The sequence below is a fragment of the Corynebacterium sp. HMSC065D07 genome (assembly GCF_001810695.1).
In the GTDB taxonomy this organism is placed as follows: Bacteria; Actinomycetota; Actinomycetes; order Mycobacteriales; family Mycobacteriaceae; genus Corynebacterium; species Corynebacterium hesseae.
On record NZ_KV802474.1, the window covers coordinates 1 to 17656 of the forward strand.

16 protein-coding genes are annotated in these 17656 nt (G+C 62.2%); 6 read left to right on the forward strand and 10 right to left on the reverse strand.

Annotated elements, in window-relative coordinates; genetic code table 11:
• Positions 1-675 precede the first annotated feature (675 nt).
• Positions 676-1833 (reverse strand): non-hydrolyzing UDP-N-acetylglucosamine 2-epimerase, encoded by a 1158-nt coding sequence (wecB, locus tag HMPREF2760_RS10995; RefSeq protein WP_070597373.1) that lies wholly within the window; start codon positions 1831-1833, stop codon positions 676-678.
• Positions 1834-1929: 96 nt separating this feature from the next.
• Positions 1930-2067, reverse strand: coding sequence for a hypothetical protein (locus HMPREF2760_RS12895; protein ID WP_154736808.1), 138 nt, complete (start codon positions 2065-2067; stop codon positions 1930-1932).
• 207 nt (positions 2068-2274) lie between these two features.
• Between HMPREF2760_RS12895 and HMPREF2760_RS11000 the strand changes: the two genes are divergently transcribed.
• Positions 2275-2550 carry a hypothetical protein gene (locus HMPREF2760_RS11000; protein ID WP_070597375.1) on the forward strand — a complete coding sequence of 92 codons (276 nt, stop codon included), beginning with the start codon at positions 2275-2277 and terminating at the stop codon, positions 2548-2550.
• Between the two features lie 50 nt (positions 2551-2600).
• On the opposite strand, the gene dnaG is transcribed toward HMPREF2760_RS11000, so the two are convergent.
• A complete protein-coding gene (gene dnaG, locus HMPREF2760_RS11005) occupies positions 2601-4529 on the reverse strand; it encodes a DNA primase (RefSeq protein ID WP_070597377.1) in 1929 nt (642 codons plus the stop codon).
• 157 nt (positions 4530-4686) lie between these two features.
• On the opposite strand from dnaG, the gene HMPREF2760_RS11010 reads away from it, so the two are divergent.
• Both HMPREF2760_RS11010 and HMPREF2760_RS11015 read left to right on the forward strand, forming a co-directional pair.
• Complete coding sequence (locus HMPREF2760_RS11010; RefSeq protein ID WP_070597379.1) at positions 4687-5214, forward strand: guanyl-specific ribonuclease; 528 nt, start codon at positions 4687-4689, stop codon at positions 5212-5214.
• 3 nt (positions 5215-5217) lie between these two features.
• On the forward strand, positions 5218-5451 hold the full coding sequence (locus HMPREF2760_RS11015; RefSeq protein ID WP_070597381.1) for a barstar family protein: 234 nt from the start codon (positions 5218-5220) through the stop codon (positions 5449-5451).
• A 63-nt stretch (positions 5452-5514) separates the two neighbouring features.
• Here the strand turns inward: HMPREF2760_RS11015 and HMPREF2760_RS11020 are convergent, their stop codons facing one another.
• The 3 genes from HMPREF2760_RS11020 to HMPREF2760_RS11030 all read right to left on the reverse strand — a co-directional run bounded on the left by HMPREF2760_RS11020 (position 5515) and on the right by HMPREF2760_RS11030 (position 10943).
• Positions 5515-8820 (reverse strand): LamG-like jellyroll fold domain-containing protein, encoded by a 3306-nt coding sequence (locus tag HMPREF2760_RS11020; RefSeq protein WP_070597383.1) that lies wholly within the window; start codon positions 8818-8820, stop codon positions 5515-5517.
• A gap of 252 nt (positions 8821-9072) precedes the next feature.
• Positions 9073-10347, reverse strand: coding sequence for a deoxyguanosinetriphosphate triphosphohydrolase (locus HMPREF2760_RS11025; RefSeq protein WP_070597385.1), 1275 nt, complete (start codon positions 10345-10347; stop codon positions 9073-9075).
• 11 nt (positions 10348-10358) lie between these two features.
• Positions 10359-10943, reverse strand: a complete 585-nt coding sequence (locus HMPREF2760_RS11030; protein ID WP_070597387.1) for a YdcF family protein — start codon at positions 10941-10943, stop codon at positions 10359-10361.
• A 44-nt stretch (positions 10944-10987) separates the two neighbouring features.
• On the opposite strand from HMPREF2760_RS11030, the gene HMPREF2760_RS11035 reads away from it, so the two are divergent.
• Positions 10988-13027: a TPM domain-containing protein gene (locus HMPREF2760_RS11035; RefSeq protein ID WP_070597389.1), complete on the forward strand. Its 2040-nt coding sequence runs from the start codon at positions 10988-10990 to the stop codon at positions 13025-13027.
• Positions 13028-13630: 603 nt separating this feature from the next.
• Here HMPREF2760_RS11035 and HMPREF2760_RS11040 read toward each other — a convergent pair.
• Genes HMPREF2760_RS11040 through HMPREF2760_RS11050 form a run of 3 tightly spaced genes read right to left on the reverse strand, consistent with a single transcriptional unit; the run spans position 13631 to position 15947 of the window.
• The gene (locus HMPREF2760_RS11040) at positions 13631-14050 is read right to left on the reverse strand and encodes a hypothetical protein (RefSeq protein WP_070597391.1); all 420 of its coding nucleotides are present in this window, start codon (positions 14048-14050) and stop codon (positions 13631-13633) included.
• A complete protein-coding gene (locus HMPREF2760_RS11045) occupies positions 14050-14568 on the reverse strand; it encodes a hypothetical protein (protein WP_070530243.1) in 519 nt (172 codons plus the stop codon). Before HMPREF2760_RS11045 ends, HMPREF2760_RS11040 begins: the two co-directional genes overlap by 1 nt.
• The gene (locus tag HMPREF2760_RS11050; protein WP_070530241.1) at positions 14568-15947 is read right to left on the reverse strand and encodes a glycine--tRNA ligase; all 1380 of its coding nucleotides are present in this window, start codon (positions 15945-15947) and stop codon (positions 14568-14570) included. The genes HMPREF2760_RS11045 and HMPREF2760_RS11050 overlap by 1 nt, the downstream gene beginning before the upstream one ends.
• Positions 15948-16137: 190 nt before the next feature.
• Between HMPREF2760_RS11050 and HMPREF2760_RS11055 the strand changes: the two genes are divergently transcribed.
• Together HMPREF2760_RS11055 and HMPREF2760_RS11060 are read left to right on the forward strand one after the other, a co-directional pair.
• Positions 16138-16437 (forward strand): ArsR/SmtB family transcription factor, encoded by a 300-nt coding sequence (locus HMPREF2760_RS11055; protein ID WP_070597392.1) that lies wholly within the window; start codon positions 16138-16140, stop codon positions 16435-16437.
• A 28-nt stretch (positions 16438-16465) separates the two neighbouring features.
• A complete protein-coding gene (locus HMPREF2760_RS11060) occupies positions 16466-16885 on the forward strand; it encodes a Fur family transcriptional regulator (RefSeq protein ID WP_070530236.1) in 420 nt (139 codons plus the stop codon).
• 8 nt (positions 16886-16893) lie between these two features.
• Here HMPREF2760_RS11060 and HMPREF2760_RS11065 read toward each other — a convergent pair whose 3' ends face one another.
• Positions 16894-17646 carry an isoprenyl transferase gene (locus HMPREF2760_RS11065; protein ID WP_070597395.1) on the reverse strand — a complete coding sequence of 251 codons (753 nt, stop codon included), beginning with the start codon at positions 17644-17646 and terminating at the stop codon, positions 16894-16896.
• Positions 17647-17656 lie beyond the last annotated feature (10 nt).

The window sequence follows — 17656 nt, forward strand, 5'->3', positions numbered from 1 at the left end:
CACCCCGCTACGCACCCCGAAACCGGAAGAGCCACTAATGGCTGAAAAATAGAACAGATTAGAATACCTCACTTTTCACTACTACACAATCACAGAAATAGCAAATAGAAGTATTTCAGAACACTGCGGGAGCCAAAACAGAACGATTAGTTAAGCCATACTCAATACGAAGGTTTTCGTCCGTTCAGAACTGCACTACACGCATCCACCCCAGCGCTACTTAACAGTTCGACTACCTTATCGCGCATAGTTTTCAGTGCTTTTTCTGAATATAAGCCATGCCGGATGCTTTAAGATCCGTACCTAGCTATCCTTTTGCCAAAATCACGATCCGAGTCATTGTGAGCCCAGACAAAGCCATTCCAGCGCAGTCGATACTTGTGGCAGTTCGAAGAAGATCTAAAAATTTCTTCGCCACTTCAAAATGCTTCACATTTCTCTCACAAGTCTAAAGCCACCCAAACCATTCGCAATAGGGAGTGAGCTAGTCGGACCAAGGGGCAGATCGTTGTGGAGGATCTATACCAATGGACATACCTAGTACCAGTGCGTCAAAGAAATCCATGCAATCGCTTAAACACTAGCGTCTTGTGCGCTTACTGTCACGGCCTCCTGATCCTTCTCACGGGCAGACCAGCCGATGACAAGGGCTCGTCTACGAATATAGCGGACCGTCTATGCCCCTGCACTTGGTTCAAAGTCTGGTAGCCGTTCACCTACGCCGAGGAGCTCGGCAATAGCGGCAACGGCACGCTCGGCAGCCTTGCCATCGCCATAGGGGTTCACGGCGTTGGCCATGGAGTGATACGCGGCGTCGTCATCAAGCAACAGCTTGGCCTCCGCCACGATGAGACTACGATTGGCCCCCACAAGCTTCACAGTGCCGGCAACAACAGCTTCAGGGCGCTCAGTGTTCTGGCGCATGACTAGGACCGGCTTACCCAGAGCCGGCGCTTCCTCCTGGACTCCGCCGGAATCCGTCAGGATGATGGTTGCGCGGTCAAGAAGCTTGGTGAACTGGTCATAAGGAAGTGGGTCCGTGATGAGAACATTGGGCAAGGACTCGACTTCCGGAAGCACAGCTTCACGAACCTTTGGGTTCAGGTGCAGTGGAAGGACAAAGTTGATGTCCGAGTAGCTCTCCGCAAGGTCCTTAACTGCGCCGCCGATCTTCTTCATCGCTTCGAGGTTCTCGCGGCGGTGGGTGGTGACCACCACGAGGCGCTTGCCAGTTTCGGCTGCTTCCTGCAGGGCGGGATCCTCAAATTCGGTGTCCCAGCTGGCTGCCTCCAGAAGAGCATCAATGACGGTGTTGCCGGTGACCGCGATGTCCTTCGACCGGACGTTCTCACGGCGCAGGTTTTCCATCGAGCCTGCAGTCGGCGCGAGGTGCAGCTCTGCCACCTGGCCAATGAGCTTTCGGTTGGCTTCTTCCGGGAACGGAGAGTGAATGTCACCGGTACGCAGACCAGCTTCGAGGTGAACGACCTTCACGTCTCGGTGGAAACCAGCCAGCGCTGCGGCCATTGCGGTCGAGGTATCGCCCTGGGAAATGATGACATCAGGCTGTTCGGCATCAATGATCTCATCTAGTCCCATCAGCGCACGGGAAACAATCTCATTGAGCCCTTGGCCTGGCTTCATAAGGTGAAGATCCAGCTTTGGCTCAATGCCGAACATTGTATTAACCTGTTCCAGCATTTCCTTGTGCTGACCAGTGGAGACGGCAACGGATTCGAAACGCTCGTCCTTCTCCAGAGCCTTGATGACCGGTGCCACCTTGATGGCTTCAGGGCGGGTTCCGTACACGGTCATAATCTTTGGCTTAGACATAGACTTCCTTTGTTGACTACTGGGAGAGAATCTCCATAAGAGTCTACAATGCGGATGCTTCGCGCACATGGCCCAGAGTTATATAGAAAACAAACGCTAGTCCTCGCTCACGGTGACTTCGCGCGGTTCTTCAAGGCAATTGGTGCGGGGCTCAGCTGCCGCCACGCTGGCCGTTAGCAGCGCTGACATGGCCACGGCTGCCGATACCGCATGCGTACGCTTCGAAGTCTTCACAGGTATTAAGTTAACTGAAGCGAATGCAATATGGGAAGAGTTCCTCTCATATCTATTCGGTATCCCTGTTCGCTTCGCTGCCAAGAGGCCACCTGCCCCGGACTGGTTTGGCAGGTAGGCTATTCATGAGAATTGCACGTTGCCCGTACGTTGTACGCAAACGCCGGCTGTTGCGCTGGCTTGAAGTAAGGGGATGACTAGTTTCCAATGATCCAATTTGTTGTGGGTGCTGCCGCCGGATACGTCTTTGGAACCAAGGCGGGGCGCAAGCGCTATCACCAAATTAAGGGTGCCTACGAGAAGGCCGTCAACTCCCCCGCCACCAAGGCCGCGGTGCGTTCCGCACGCAAGGCCGTGGCCAACCGATTGGACCCGGAACCGCGCATGCGTGAGCTTAAGGACTACAACAAGGGGCACCGCGGCAAACGCGGCGCCGCGGATGGTGCGCAACCGGATCGGATTTACGAGCCGGACGAAGATTAGCGCGTACGCTACAACGCGTGCACGTGGCTGCGGATTAGCGGGGGCGTCGGTTAGCGCACGCCGCGGAAAGCGCGATCATTGAGCTCGCGGCGGGCCTGCTCGAGGGCGACGAGGTCCGCGAAGAGTGAGTTGTAGGATTCTTCGTCGTCGGAGGGGCGCATGCGGCCCAGCTGCGCCTTGAGTTGGGCTACCTGGTCGCCCACACGGGCCTCTTGGAGGCGGGAGAGTACGGAATCGGCGTAGGCCTCAAGGTCGGTATCGGGGTTGCCGGTCTCCCCTAGCTTGATAGGTTCCACGGCGAGCTCAGAGACGAAGTTGCGGGCCATGAGGTCCGGCATTTCACCCGCCACGGCGGCCAGCCACTCCACCCCGGGCTGCTCGGCACCGGCAGTCACTCCGCCGAGGGTGGAGATGGCGCGGCGGATGGTGCGGTAGGCCTCGTTGGAGTAGGCGTCGTCTGTGATTCCGTCGAAGTAGCTGCCGGCGATCTGCGGGAATTGCAGGGCCAGCTTGAGGGCCTCGCGCTGCGGCCACAGGTGTGGCTCGCGGGGGCCAGGGATGTGCATGACGGGGGCATTAGACTGCGCGGGCGCAGATGAGGTCTGTTCCAGGGAGGCAAAGCGCGGGCGCTGTTCCTTCCTGGGCTTACGCGCCTCCTGGCGCACTTGGTGGAGTACTTCCTCCGGATCGGGCCAGCCCACCCAGCCGGCAAGGCGGCGGGCGTACTCGCGCTGCAGAGGTTGGTCGCGGATCTGGGCCACCACGGGCACCGCGCGACGTAGGGCTTGGAGGCGGCCCTCCGCGGTATCGATGCTGAAGTCTGAGATGACGGAGCGGATGACGAACTCGAACATGGGGATGCGGTCCGCCACCAAGTCACGCACCGCGGCATCGCCGCGCGCGAGGCGCAGATCGCACGGGTCCATGCCATCGGGGGCTACGGAGACGAAGGATTGGCCGGTGAACTTCTGCTCGCCCTCGAAGGCTCGCATCGCGGCCTTCTGTCCGGCCTCGTCGCCGTCGAAGGTGTAGATGAGCTCGCCGTGGAAGTAGGAATCATCCAACATGAGGCGGCGCAACACCTGCAGGTGATCCGCGCCGAAGGCGGTACCACAGGAGGCCACGGCGGTCTTCACGCCCGCGGCATACATGGCCATGACATCCGTATAGCCCTCCACCACCACGGCCTGGTGCTGTTCCGCGATGTTGCGCTTGGCCAAATCCAGCCCGAAGAGCACCTTGGACTTGTGATAGAGCATGGTTTCGGAGGTGTTCATGTACTTGCCCAGCTTGTCGTCGTCGAAAAGCTTGCGCGCGCCGAAGCCGATGACGTTGCCGGATAGGTCCTTGATGGGCCACAGCAGACGCCGGTGGAAGCGGTCGATGGGACCGCGCTTGCCCATCTTGGAGATGCCGGCGGCGTCGAGCTCCTCAAAGGAAAAGCCCATACGTAGCAAGTGCTTGGTGGCGGTGTCCCAGCCCTCCGGGGCATAGCCGCATTCGAAGGCGTAGATGATTTCCTTGGAGAAGCCGCGGTCGAGGAGGAACTCACGAGCAGTGGCGGCCTGCGGGGTCTCCAGCTGCTGGCGGTAGAACTCGTGCGCGGCCTTGTTGGCGGCGATGAGGCGGCGGCGGGTGCCGGGCTTTTCATCGCGCGCACCGGTGGAGCCACCTTGGTAGTTGATGTGGTAGCCGATCTTCTGGGCTACTGCCTCGACGGCCTCCGGGAAGGAGACCTGCTCCATCTCCATGAGGAAGCTGAAGACGTCTCCGCCCTTGCCGGTGGAGAAGCAGTGATAATAGCCGCGCTGCGGGCGCACGTGGAAGGACGGGGTCTTTTCATCCTTGAAGGGACTCAAGCCCTTCAGCGAGTCATAGCCAGCGGGTTTGAGCTGAACGTACTCGCCCACGATTTCATCAATAGGCGCGCGTTCACGGATAGCTTGGATGTCGCTGTCCGGAATTCTGCCTCGTGCCATGCGTACAGACTACCCCGCCCGCCGGAGCTACAGGTACCCACGGCTGGGTGGATCAGTGGCGCCAAGTCCCACATCCCCAAACAACCTGCAGTGGGGATTGGGAAAAGGCCTGGTCCGGATTTCTGGTTCAGGCCCTATACCTGCAATGATGGGGGCCATGTCCCAATCCTCCCCCTCCAAAAAATCGCTGCCGGCCATCATCGGTGGCGCGGTGCTAGTCCTCGTCGCGGGCTACTTCGGCATTGACCTCGGCGGCTCCGGCGATGGCGCTGACCAGAAGGCAGCGCCCTCATCGGCTGCGTCTGCTTCGTCCGCTGCATCCGGCGCATCCGATGGCGGCGATGGGGATAAGGGGGACGTCGCAAAGCAAGGCGAGTCAGACCTGCCCACCTGCGCCATGGACTCCCTGCCGCAGGAGGCCCACGAGACCGCCGAGGATATCCTGGCCGGCGGGCCCTATGACTATCCAGATAATGACAACGTGCGTTTCGGCAACTATGAGGGCGCGCTGCCGCAGCAGTCAAAGAATTACTACCGCGAATACACCGTGGAAACCCCGGGGATTGGGCACCGCGGGGCAAAGCGCATCGTCACCGGCGGCGGCAGCGAGACCGACCCGGATGTCTGGTACTACACCGACGACCACTACGACAGCTTCTGCAGTATCCCGGACGCGGAGGACTAAGACATGCAACGCATTCTCATCACCGAACCCATCCGCACGCGCGAGGACTTCTATAGCGCGCTCGGCCGCCTGCGCGGCTGCCAGTCCGGTGCCCCGCGCAACCTCGACGCCCTGGCGGACTTCCTCCGCGAGCAACACATCGTAGCGATTATCGCCGCGGATTTTGACATGGTGGAGGAAGATTTAGCGCGGGTGAGAACCGTGCTGGAGGACCAGGGCGTCGCGCTAGTGCGCTAGTGAGGTTGTGGGCCGGCTGCGGTGATGGGCCGGCGGGTGGTTAGCCCGCCGGGGCCTTAGACCTTAGAGGCCGAGGGCGCGCTTGACGGTATCGCGCATTTCCGGTGCGAGGTAGTTCAGCAGGCCGGCGATGACCGCGGTGGCGCCTGCAGCGCCGAAGAGGGCGCCGAGGATGGCGGGGAGGACGCTTCCACGGCTCGAGCTGTTGCTCGAGTGGTCGCTCGAGCCGCTGGAGCCACTGTTGCTTGATCCGCTGCTGCTCTCGCTGCTGCTGTCGGTGTTGTCGTCCGCGCTGCCGGCGGTGACTTCCACGACGCGGGAGGCCAGGGCCTGGTTACCAGCGGAGTCGGTCACGGCGTAAGTGACGGAGTAGACGCCCGGCTTGGCGGTGTCGATGTTGCCCACCACCTTCACCTTGTCGGTGAGGTCACCGTCCTTATTGTCCTTGGCGCTAACACCTTCGAGGAGGTTGGCCTTTTCGCCCTTGGTGAGGGTGAGCTTGTCGCTCGGGACTGTGAGTTCAGGGGCTTCGTTATCCTTCTCCTGCTGATCCTGCGCGGTGAAGACGCCGAACTGGCGCACGATACCGGGCTTGGTGTCCTCCTTGGAGGAGGCATCGGCAGAGGTAGCGTACCAGCCATAGGCCTGGCCGGCCTTGACGTCCTTGTAGGTAACGCTGGCGGGCCAGCCGGACTTGGCGGTGTCTTTGCCAATCTCCTTGCCGGTATCGGTCAGGGCGAGCATCGAGTTCGTCGCAAAGCTGGTCTTGCGGGTCTGGAACTGGATCGGCACACGGAACTCATCCTCATGGCCGTTGTAGCGGTGGCGGTCGTCGTACTCGGTGGCATTGTGGTCGTCGAGAAGCGGCGAATACGTATCAACGACCATCTCCGAATTCTTCAGGTCAAACTGCAGGAGGCGCAGGTAGCTGGAGCCAAAGCGCAGGCCGGTGTCGCCGTCATACTTGCCTAGCTCCGTCAGTCCCAGCTCATCGGAGCCGACCTCATAGAACTGGTAATCCGCGAGAAGCTCCACCACGTGGTTGTTGGTGTGGCCAACGTCCTTGCGGGTGACAATGGACACACCGTGCTCGTGGCCAGCCAGAACCAGAGCCACGTTGGGGTTCTTTTCAATGACGTTCTCATAGACCATCACGCCGTCGTGGGAGAAGTCCGAGCCGCGGCCATCCGGGTTAGCGGAAGGCTTGAGGTAGGCGTGGGTGAGCAGGATGGCGTTGCGGTCGGAGTACTGCTTGAGCACCTTATCCGCCCACGCGGCTTCCTCCTCCGTGACGTCAAAGCCCAGGTGCAAGGCGATGAAGTCCATGCCGTTGGTGGAGAACAGGTCATAGTGGTTATCGTTATCGCCCTCAGCATAGGGGTGGTAGGAGGCATCCTGCTCAGCCCACTTGCCCGTGCCCTGCTGCGCCTCGTAGCGCTCCGGACCGAAGTATTCGTTGTAGAGGTTGCCGGCGCCGACATCCGCGCCGCTTTGGTTGTCGTGGTTGCCGGGCAGCACGCCGTTGACCACGCCGGCGTCCTCCAGAATCTTCTGGGCGTTGGAGGCTACCTCGAATTCCTTCTTGGCATTGGGGCGGTCATTGTCCTTGCCAATCCAGTTCTCAATGATGTCGCCGGTGTGGGCGGAGTAGGCGATCTTGCGCGTCTCGGCGTTGTCCGCGATCCACTGGGTGGCTGCGGTGTAGCCGTCTTCCCACTTCTTGCGTTCCTCGGCGGTGGCCTTCTCTACTGCGCCTTCGGAGAGGTACTGGGTATCGGTGTGGTGGGCGATGGAAAAGTCATAGTCGCTGGTGTCGGCGAATTGCTCGTTGACGGGCTCGTTGAGGTCATCGGCAAAGACGTCATAGCCCACCAGCATGGTGTGGATGCTTCCGCCGTCGACGAAGTTCTGGTTGACTTCCGCGCTGAGGCTTACTTCGGCATCGGCTACGCCGCGGGTTTCTGCTAACTTCTCCCAGCTGTTGCTCTTGGTATTCCACGCCATAAGGCGCACCGAGCGCTTGGGATCCACGGTGCCGGACCAGGCGAGGTCGTGGGCCTTCTTCTCTGCGTCCTTGACCTTCAGATCAAAGCGCTGGAAGGGCATGTCCTCCGTGGAGCTGGTCTCCTGGGCGTCCTCGTTATCCGGGTTGAGGGACTTGTTGAAGTCCTCGCCGTCTTCGTACTCGAAGTCTAGGGTCTCAGGGATATCGGTGACGGTGCCCTGGAAGCCCTTCTCCGCTACCGCAACGTCTGCTTCAGTGAAGGTGGTCTCCACCTCCCCACCGCTCGGGTTGTCCGCGCGGGCGGAGATGGTCACGCCCTCGCCGCTCGGCGTGGAGTCGGTACCGGCGGCACCCGGGAGGTTGCCGGAGGTGAAGTCGATGGCCTGGGAGATGGGGTTACCAAAGACATCGCGGCCCTCGACCTGGATGGAGTGGTTTCCTTCCTTGAGGCCGGTGCCGATCTCCTGCCCGCGCTCAATTTCTTCGCCGTCCAGGGCGTAGGTGAGCTCGCGGGAGATGAGGGCTTCGTCGTTGAACTGGACGTCGAAAGTCACCGGGCCCGTCAGGTGCTGGCCAGCACTCGGGGTGGAGCCGGTGATCTCCGCCTTCTTATCGGTGCTCAGGTTGGAGTCCTCGTAGAGGGCGGAAATCTCTTCTTCGCCCAGCGGATCGGAGAAGATGCGGGCTTCGCTCACGACGGCATCAGAGTAGAACTGGGCGGCGTTATCCCGGCCGGAGTCCGCGCCGATCATCACGGCGGTGGAGTTGGACTTGGGCTTGGTCACCTCACCGTTGATCTCGGTGTTCTCAGCCACCTTGGCGCCGTTGACATAGAGCTCGCTCTTGGTGCCGTCGTAGACGCCCACCGCGTGGTACCACTGCCCCGGTTCCACCTGCTGCTGGGCTTTCTTGTAGCCATCGCTGCCGTTGACGGTGAAGGTGAGCTGGTCGCCGTAGATGACCATGGCCCAGCCACCTGCTTCCTTGTTGGCGCAGAGGCTCTTTTCGTTGCCGTCGAATTCTCCGTCGTAGCGGAAGACGCATTCGACGGTGAAGCCGTCCTTGATCTGGTCAAACTTGTCCCCGATGTCGAAGCCGACGGCATCCTTGCGGCCGTCAAAGTGGGCCACGGGGCGCTCAAGCACGCTGTCTTGCTCCACGGTGGGCGCGCCGATGTTCAGCGGTGCGGCATCGGATGCGGAGTTGCTGATGGTCCCGTTCTCCAAGGACAAGTCCAGGATGTCTGCCTTGGGCAGGTCCTGGGCGGAGGCGAATGCGGGAGCAACAAGGCTTGAGCCAACGAGGCTGATGGAGGCGATCAGCGCGGCTTTATGCAGTTTTTTCTGAGACTTCTTTTGAGACACAAAAATTCCTTGACAGATAGCAAAATGAAGAGACTTCCGCTTCTGAGGGCTCCACAGGAGCCGCACAGCTGACGGCCCGCCCGAGGCTAGGCCGCTCGTTTAACAACGAGTTGTCAGGTGCATGACGTCAAAGTAAACGGTGTTCAACTATCGAGTGACGGAAATCTCCCGCTTCGCCCGGCCGTTGCGCGCAGCACGGCCCTGCCCCACCTTCTGCCCGTGGGCTGGGTGCGCTGGTGCGCTAGCTCCGCCCTAGCTCAAGAAGCCGAAGAGCTCGGCGCTGCGCTGCGCCAGGCGCTCCAGGCGCGACTCCGTCATGGAGGCGATCTGGTCGATGATGGCGCGGTCACGCTCCAGATCGGTGTCGGCCTGGTTCCACCACAGGGCGAAGGTGGCGTCCAGCGAGCCCGGCGCGCCGGCCACCAGGTAGTCGTAGACGCGGTAGATGCGCTCGCGCTGGCGGTCCTGGCGGGCTAGGTGGGCGGGCTCATCCATGACGTAGAGCACGGCGATGGTCTTGAGCAGGGTCACCTCCGCCACCGCGCCCGGCGGGACGGCGAGGTCGCCGTTCATGCGGCCAAGCGGTTCGTCGTTAGCCGCGAGCGTGGCGGAGACGGTAGCGCCCACATAGCGGCCGACGAGCTCCGAGGTCATCTTCTTCAAGTTGGCATAAGAGCGCAGGGAGTAGTCGAAGTTGCCGATGGCGTTGATGACGTCCAGCTGGCGCAGGCGGTCGGCGGCCTCCAGGAGCTCGTCGGCAGTGCCGCCGAAGGCCTTGGCGCCCTTGTCCGCGAGGTTGGCCAGCTCCACCAGGTCCCACAGCACGTTCAAAGAGATGCGGCGGGAGATGATGCCGTCTTCGACGTCGTGGACGGAATAGGCGATGTCGTCCGACCAGTCCATGACCTGGGCCTCCATGGACTTGCGCTTATCGCTATGCCCCTGGCGCAGCCACTCCAGGATGTCTACGTCCTCGTCATAGGCGCCGTATTTGCGGTTGGTGGTGCCATCCGGGTTGGTCTTGGTCCAGGGGTATTTGCAGGCCGCATCGAGCGAGGCGCGGGTGAGGTTCAAGCCGTAGCTGCGCGGGCCCGCCGGGGTATCCAGGACCACCTTGGGCTCCAGCTTGGCCAGGATGCGCAGGGTCTGGGCGTTGCCCTCGAAGCCGCCGAGGGCTACCTCGTTGAGTGCATTCTCGCCGTTGTGGCCGTAGGGCGGGTGGCCGATGTCATGGGTTAACCCCGCCATATCGCACAGGTCCGGGTCCAGGCCTAAGCCAGCACCAATGCTGCGGGCGATCTGGCTGACCTCCAGGGAGTGCGTCAGCCGGGTGCGCGGGGTATCGCCATCTCGAGGGCCCACCACCTGGGTTTTATCCGCCAGGCGGCGCAGCGCCGCGGAGTGCAGGACGCGGGCGCGGTCCCGGGAGAAGGCGCCGCGGTGCTCCTCGGATTTGAGCAAGGCCGAGCCTTTGGGTGACTCGGAAGCGAGGCGGGCGACGTCTTCTGCGCGGTAGGAATAGCTCACGGGTTTTAAGTTTAGGCGGAGTCCTGGCCTTCCTGGGTCTGCCTCGCGCCAATGACGCGGTGGCGCAGGGCCTGGTTGGGGCGAATAATGCGCTCGATGCGGTAGAAGGCCGCGCGCACGCCATCGGTGCGCTCCTCCCCCAGCAGGGTGCGCAGGCCCAGGTAGGCCAAGCCGCCGGTCTCGTGGGCCAGGTAGCGCCACCACGGGATGGAGAAACGCGGGGAAGGATAATAGGGCGTGCCCATAACGGTCGCGGTGATTCCTTCTTGGCGGGCGATAAGGAAGGTGCGCAGGCGGTGGAGCGGATCGGTGATGATGACGGCCTCGGTCACGCCCAGCTTCTCGCGCGCGGCAATCAGCTCGCTGCGGGTGTCCAGGCCTTCCTCGAGGGCGGTGACGTTGAGGGGATCGTCGTCAAGCATGCGCTTAGCCACCCCGGCCTCGGTGAACCTATCGCCGGGCAGCTTGCCGCCCACGGTGATGATGGGCAGGTCGTGCGCGGCGGCGTACTCGGCGGCACAGCGCACGCGGCCGGACAGGATGCGGGAGGGGCGCCCGTCGTACTGTGCGGCGCCGAGGACAATAACGTACTTCACTGTCTGACCACTCTAGCGCTGGGTGGGAAGGTATCGTGGTGCGCATGACTACTGCTGCTCGTTTTGGTCGCGCCGCCCTTGCCGCTGTGGTGTTGGGGTTGGCCACTGCTAGCCCCGCCGTGGCGGCGGACTTCGTTCTCGCCGCACCCGAGGCGGCCTCCATTAAGGACAAGGTGACGGATGAGGCGGGGGTGCTCTCGGACTCGGAGAAGTCCGAGTTGGAGGACAAGATTGCCGCGCTGCAGCAGGAGAACCACGTGGTGATTTTCGTGGTCTTTGCCTCCTCGCTGTCGGAGGGCGCGGAGAGCTATGCAGGTGAGATTGTGCAGTCCAAGGGCCCGAACTCCGCGGCCTATGTGGTGGGCGTGGATGATTCCACCGTGGGCGTGCAGACGGGTAAAGACTGGCCGCGTGGGCGCCTGGATGCGATGTATGACGCGGCCTACGCCAAGCTTGCCGAAGGTCACCAGTACGGCCCCTCCGCACTTGCGCTTGTCGACGCTGCCGCTTCCGGTTCTGCGGGGTCGTCTTCTGGCGCTTCTGCTGCTTCTGACTCCGATGGCTCCGGAGGCCTGTGGCTAGCTGGCGGCGCAGGCGCGCTGGCTTTGGCGGGTGGCGGAATCGCGGTGGCCAACAGGCGCAAGACAAAGAAGGACTCGGCGGCCACTCTGGAGTCCGCGCGCCAGATTGAGCCGGGCAATACCGCGCAGCTCGACCGCCTGGATATGGATACGTTGGAGAAACTGGCGCAGGAGGAGCTGGTCTCCACCGATGAGTCGATCCGCCGCGGCAAGGAGGAGCTCGACATCGCGGTGGCCGAGTTCGGCCCCGAGCGCACCCGCCCGTTCACGCGCGCGATGAACCACTCCACGCTAACACTGCAGAAGGCGTTCCAGATGCAGCAGAGGCTACAGGATAACCTGCCGGAATCGACTTCGGAGCGCCGCCAGATGCTGGTGGAGATTATCTCCTCCTGCGGGCAGGCCGATGATGCGTTGGATGAGCAGGCGGCGGACTTTGCCAAGATGCGTGACTTGCTTATCAACGCCGGCTCCAAGCTGGATGAGCTAACCCAGCGCACGGTTGATCTGCGAGGGCGTCTGCCGCAGGCGCGCACGACATTGTCATCCCTCAGTGCTTCTCATTCCGAGGAAGCGTTGTCCTCGATTGCGGATAACCCGGAGATGGCAGAGGTCTCGCTCGACGAGGCCGAGAAGCTGCTGTCACGCGGCCGCGACCTGCAGTCCCAGCCGGCCGGGCAGCAGGGCCCTTTGGTGGGCTATATCCGCGATGCCGAGCATGCGCTCGAGGTCTCCGACCGCCTGCTCAGCGCCGTGGAGAACGCGGAGAACTCGATCACCGCGGCGCAGGATAACCTGCCGGCGCTCATCGATGAGGTCGAGGAAGAAATCGCCGAAGCACAGCAACTCGAGCAGCAAGGAAAGGCGCAGGGCTCCCCTGCCGATTGGTCCGCGCTGGAGTCGCTGCTCGTTCAGGCGCGGGAGGCGCTCAGTGCGGCTCGCCAGCAGGGCAAGGCCGACCCGCTGGGGCAGTACACCGCGCTGACGGCGCTCGATAGCAAGCTGGACGAGCAGCTCGATACCGTCCGCGAAACCAACGCCACCCGCGAGCGACAGATTGCGCTCTACCGCCAGCAGATTGCCGCGGCCGAGTCCGCCATCCAGGCGGCAGAAGACTTGCTCTCCTCGCGCGGCCGCGTGGTGGGCCCGGATGCGCGCGTCGCGCTTGCCGATGCCTCCCGCCTCTTCGCCCAAGCCCAGAACTCCGCCTCCAAGGACCTGCGCGCGGCGCTCAACTATTCCCGCGATGCCGCTTCTGCTGCGCAGACTTCGCTCAACCGCGCGAAGGAAGACCTGGAGGCTTATCGCCGCCGGGAGCAGCGCCGCCAGGCCACCGATGCCGCGGGCAACATCCTCACCGGCATGGTCATTGGCCAAATCCTCGGCGGCGGCAGCTCCCGTGGTGGAGGCTTCGGTGGCGGCTTCTCCGGTGGTGGAGGCTTCGGCGGCGGTGGCTTCTCGGGCGGCGGAGGCGGAGGCGGTTTCCGCGGCGGCTCCTTCTAGCCGCCCCCTCCCCCTTTTCGCGCCTAGGCCTCGAAGCCCGCGGCCTACACCCGGCATCTCATAACCGGGGCGGCCCCACATGGCATCTCGCAAAAGGCGCCTTGCACAAGGCATCTTCCAGAAGGCGTTTTCACAGCTAAAAACGCCTTTTGAGCCCTCCACATGGCGTCTTCAGCCCCAAAGACGCCTTTTGTCAGACACCATTTGTCAGATGCCTTCCGTCGGATGCCATTTGTGAGATACCGTCTGCCACATTTCCTGTGCCCACATCGGACGACTGGACCCCGGCTCGGTAGCCGGCCAATCAGCTCCTCGGATACGGGGTGGTGCACATACACGGTAGGTGGAACACGGTCATGCACATGGTTCTCGTCAAAAGGCTTCTCTCACAAGGTTGCAGTCAAACGGTTTACCTGGGGGCAAGTAAACCTTCTGCACCGAGCTAGATGGTTCGTTTGGGGGCAAACAAACCTTATGACTGCAACCATCTAACTAGAACCCTCTACTGGCATACCAAGCCGAGCAAGGATGCCAGAAGAGCTCCCCTTTTAATGAAATCACCCAAGTTTCCACGCCAGTTCTGGCTATATCGCGGAAGGTAGGTTAGGTGCGAAGGGGGCGGGTGGAGCCGTCGAGAAGCAGGCAACAGTAGCTGGTGAAGGCGGCGTCCGCGAGGGGGAGCTCGCCCACCGCAACCTCGAGGTCGCGGCCCCGCGGGGCGGTGCGGGCGACCTCGTTGGCGTCTGCGAGAGCGAGGATGCGGCGCTCGCGGCGGAAGGGGTTCGTGCGCTCGAGCAGGTACTCGCGGCCCTGGCAGACCGCGCGCAGCTTTTTCACTGTGAAGCTGGTCTGTTCCGCCGAAAAGTCGGGCCCGCGTACAGTAAAGCTGCGAGCGCCCGGGATGTGCTCGAAGGCGATGGTGGCACCCGTTCCAGGAAGCAGCAGGCCCGTCGGTCTCACGCGGGCGATGACCTCACCCGCGCCATCCGCCAACGCCCCGTCGTGCCACACCCAGCGCTGCATCAGAGCAGCACCACAACGACCGCAACGATGGTCAGCAGCACCAACGTCGCGATGATCGGGATAGCGGTGCTCTGCGTCCGCGCCTCCAGAATCACACGCGTAAACCAGCTCAGCGCCGCAATCTCCGAATGATTGAGGTCATCGGAATCATCGCTTTTCTCGCCCTCAAACTCCAGGATGGCCTTACGTACACCCGAGTTCTTCGAGGAGAACTGCGCGATTTTCAGCCCGTCGTGGTCCTCAACAATCCAGTCGCCGCCGGCCTCGTTGATGAAGGCAAACGTGCGCCCATCCAGGGACGCCTCCAAGCGCTTATCGCGCTTGGGGTTGCCCGCCAGGCGGTAGACGCGGTCATCCTCCAGCGTCACCGACGCGCCCAAATCATCGAGCCCCAGGCGCCAGTGCTCGCCTTCCACGTCCGCCGAGCGCTCCTGGAACATGCCCAGCGACGCCGGACCCTCCCCTACGAGGAGCACCGGGTTCTTGCGGTCGCTGCGGTCCCAGCTGGTGTAATGCATTAGCAGCCGATCAGTCGAGCGGCCAGGTAAGCCTCAAGCTCGTCGAGCTTGACGCGCTCCTGCTCCATGGAGTCACGCTCACGCACGGTGACCGCGTTGTCCTCCAAGGTGTCGAAGTCATAGGTCACGCAGAACGGCGTGCCGATTTCATCCTGGCGGCGGTAGCGGCGGCCGATGGCGCCGGAGGTATCGAACTCCACGTTCCAGTTCGCGCGCAGCTTGTTCGCCAGCTCGCGAGCCGGGGTGGATAGCGCTTCCTTCTTCGACAGCGGCAGCACGGCCACCTTCACCGGTGCCAGGCGGCGGTCCAGGCGCAGCACCACGCGCTTGTCGGTGCCGCCCTTTGCGTTGGGGGCCTCCTCCTCGTCATAAGCGTCAACGAGGAAGGCCATCATGGAGCGGCCCAAGCCGGCAGCCGGCTCGATGACGTACGGGGTCCAGCGCTCGCCGGACTCCTGATCGAAGTAGGACAGGTCCTCGCCCGAGCCCTTGGTGTGGACGGAAAGGTCGTAGTCCGTGCGGTTAGCCACGCCCTCCAGCTCGCCCCACTTGGAGCCCTTGAAGCCGAAGGCATACTCGACGTCCACGGTGCGCTTGGAGTAGTGGGAGAGCTTCTCCTTCGGGTGCTCGTAGAGGCGCAGGTTCTCTTCCTTGATGCCCAGGTCGACGTACCAGTTGTAGCGGTCATCGATCCAGTACTGGTGCCACTCTTCATCCTCGCCCGGCTTGACGAAGAACTCCATCTCCATCTGCTCGAACTCGCGGGTGCGGAAGATGAAGTTACCCGGGGTGATCTCGTTACGGAATGACTTACCAATGTTCGCAATGCCGAACGGCGGCTTCATGCGGGCCGAGGTCATCACGTTCTTGAAGTTCACGAAGATGCCCTGCGCGGTCTCCGGGCGCAGGTAGTGCAAGCCCTGCTCATCGTCGACCGGGCCAAGGAAGGTCTTGAGCAGGCCGGAGAAGGCCTTCGGCTCAGTCCAGTCACCCGGCTGGCCGGTCTCCGGATCGTTGATGTCAGCGAGGCCATTGGCCGGCTCGTGGCCGTGCTTTTCCTCGTAAGCCTCGATGAGGTGATCCGCGCGGTAGCGCTTACCGGTGTGCTTGGATTCCACCAGCGGGTCGGTGAAGACCTCGACGTGGCCGGAAGACACCCACACCTGGCGCGGCTGGATCACGGACGTATCGACGCCCACGACATCGTCGCGGGACTGCACCATGTGACGCCACCACTGGCGCTTAATGTTCTCCTTGAGCTCGACACCGAGCGGGCCGTAGTCCCACGCAGAGCGGGAACCGCCATAAATTTCACCTGCCTGGTAGACCAAGCCGCGGCGCTTACACAGGCTGACGACGGTATCAATGACGGATGCCATAGCTAATGGGACTCCTCTGGTAGGGGACAGTCTTTATACAGTGCGGCCTAGTCTAGCGCGCCCCCTGACACCGCGTGCCCTCACCCCGAAACTGTGGTGCATTTTATACACTTTTTCGCATTCTTCAGCTATAGTACCTATATCTCTCTTTTTAACTCTCCCCCAATAGATATGGTTGAAGGTGAATGGTGTGACCAACACCCAGAAAGAAGCTCTCTCGTTCGATCCCGCGGCAGCCGCCACCGTCATTAGCGCTTTGGATTCACCGCTGCGCATCGACATCATCCGGCGCCTAGCTGAGCGCGATCACTACGTCCACGAACTCGTGGCCGCCACCGGCAAATCCCAACCGCTTATTAGCCAACACCTGCGGGTTTTGAAGCGCGCGCACATCGTCGACTGCGAACGCCTCGGCCGCGAAGTCCGCTACTTTTTGGCGGCTCAGAAGGTGCTGCCTTTGCTTCGCGACGCCTCACTGGCCACCTCTTAATGGAAGTGTGTTGATAAACTTTAGACCCATGGCCATCCACGACAGTATTCCCAAGCTCGGCGCTCGCAATACCCGCCAGCGCACCGCCGTCGTCGAAGTCCTGCGTAGTCTCGACAAATTCGCCTCTGCCAAGGACATACACCAGGCGCTTATCGACGGCAACCAGAAAGTCGGCCTCACCACCGTCTATCGCACGCTCCAATCGCTTTCGGAGATTGAAGCCGTCGATGCACTCCACATGCCTTCCGGCGAGACCCTCTACCGGCACTGCGAAAGCAATGCGCACCACCACCACTTGGTATGCACCAAGTGCGGCCGCACCGAGGAAATCGACGGCGGCCCCATCGAAGAGTGGGCCTCCTCGGTAGCCAAAGAGCACGACTTCGAGCTCACCGGGCACGATGCCGAAATCTTCGGCATCTGTGCCAACTGCTCCGCGGCGTCTTAGATTGCGGGCTACTTGACGCCGCCGAAGCGGCGGTCGCGCCGCGCGTACTCCTCCACCGCGGCGAACAAGTCATCCGGAGTGAAATCCGGGAAGAGCTTGTCCTGGTAAATCATCTCTGCGTAGGCCGACTGCCACAGCAGGAAATTCGAGGTGCGCTTCTCACCGGAGGGGCGCAAGAACAGATCCACGTCCGGCATATCGGGGTCATACATCACCGAGCTCACCGTCTTCTCATTGATGGAGCGCGGATCGAGCTCGCCGAGGGAGACTTGCTCGGCGAGTTCCCGGATGCCGTCGACAAGCTCGGCGCGCCCACCGTAATTCACGCACATCACCAGAGTCATCTTGGTGTTGTCCTTGGTGAGCTCCTCGGCGGCCTCGAGCTCCTTGATAACGGAGCGCCACAGGCGCGGGCGGCGGCCGGCCCACACCACGCGCACTCCCCTATCGTTGAGCCAATGGCGCTGGCGGCGCAGGACGTCGCGGTTAAAGCCCATGAGGAAGCGGACTTCCTCCGCGCTGCGGCGCCAGTTCTCGGTGGAGAAGGCGTAGGCGGAAAGGTAGGGAACGCCGAGGGCGAGGCAGGTATCGACGACGTCGAGAAGCACTGCTTCCCCGCGGCGGTGGCCTTCGGTGCGCTTCATGCCGCGCTCCTCTGCCCAGCGGCCGTTGCCGTCCATGACCAGCGCGATGTGGCGCGGCAGGAACTCCTGCGGGATAGCGGGCGGATGAAGGACTCGGTTCGGGTCAGGCGTAATCACGCATTACAGT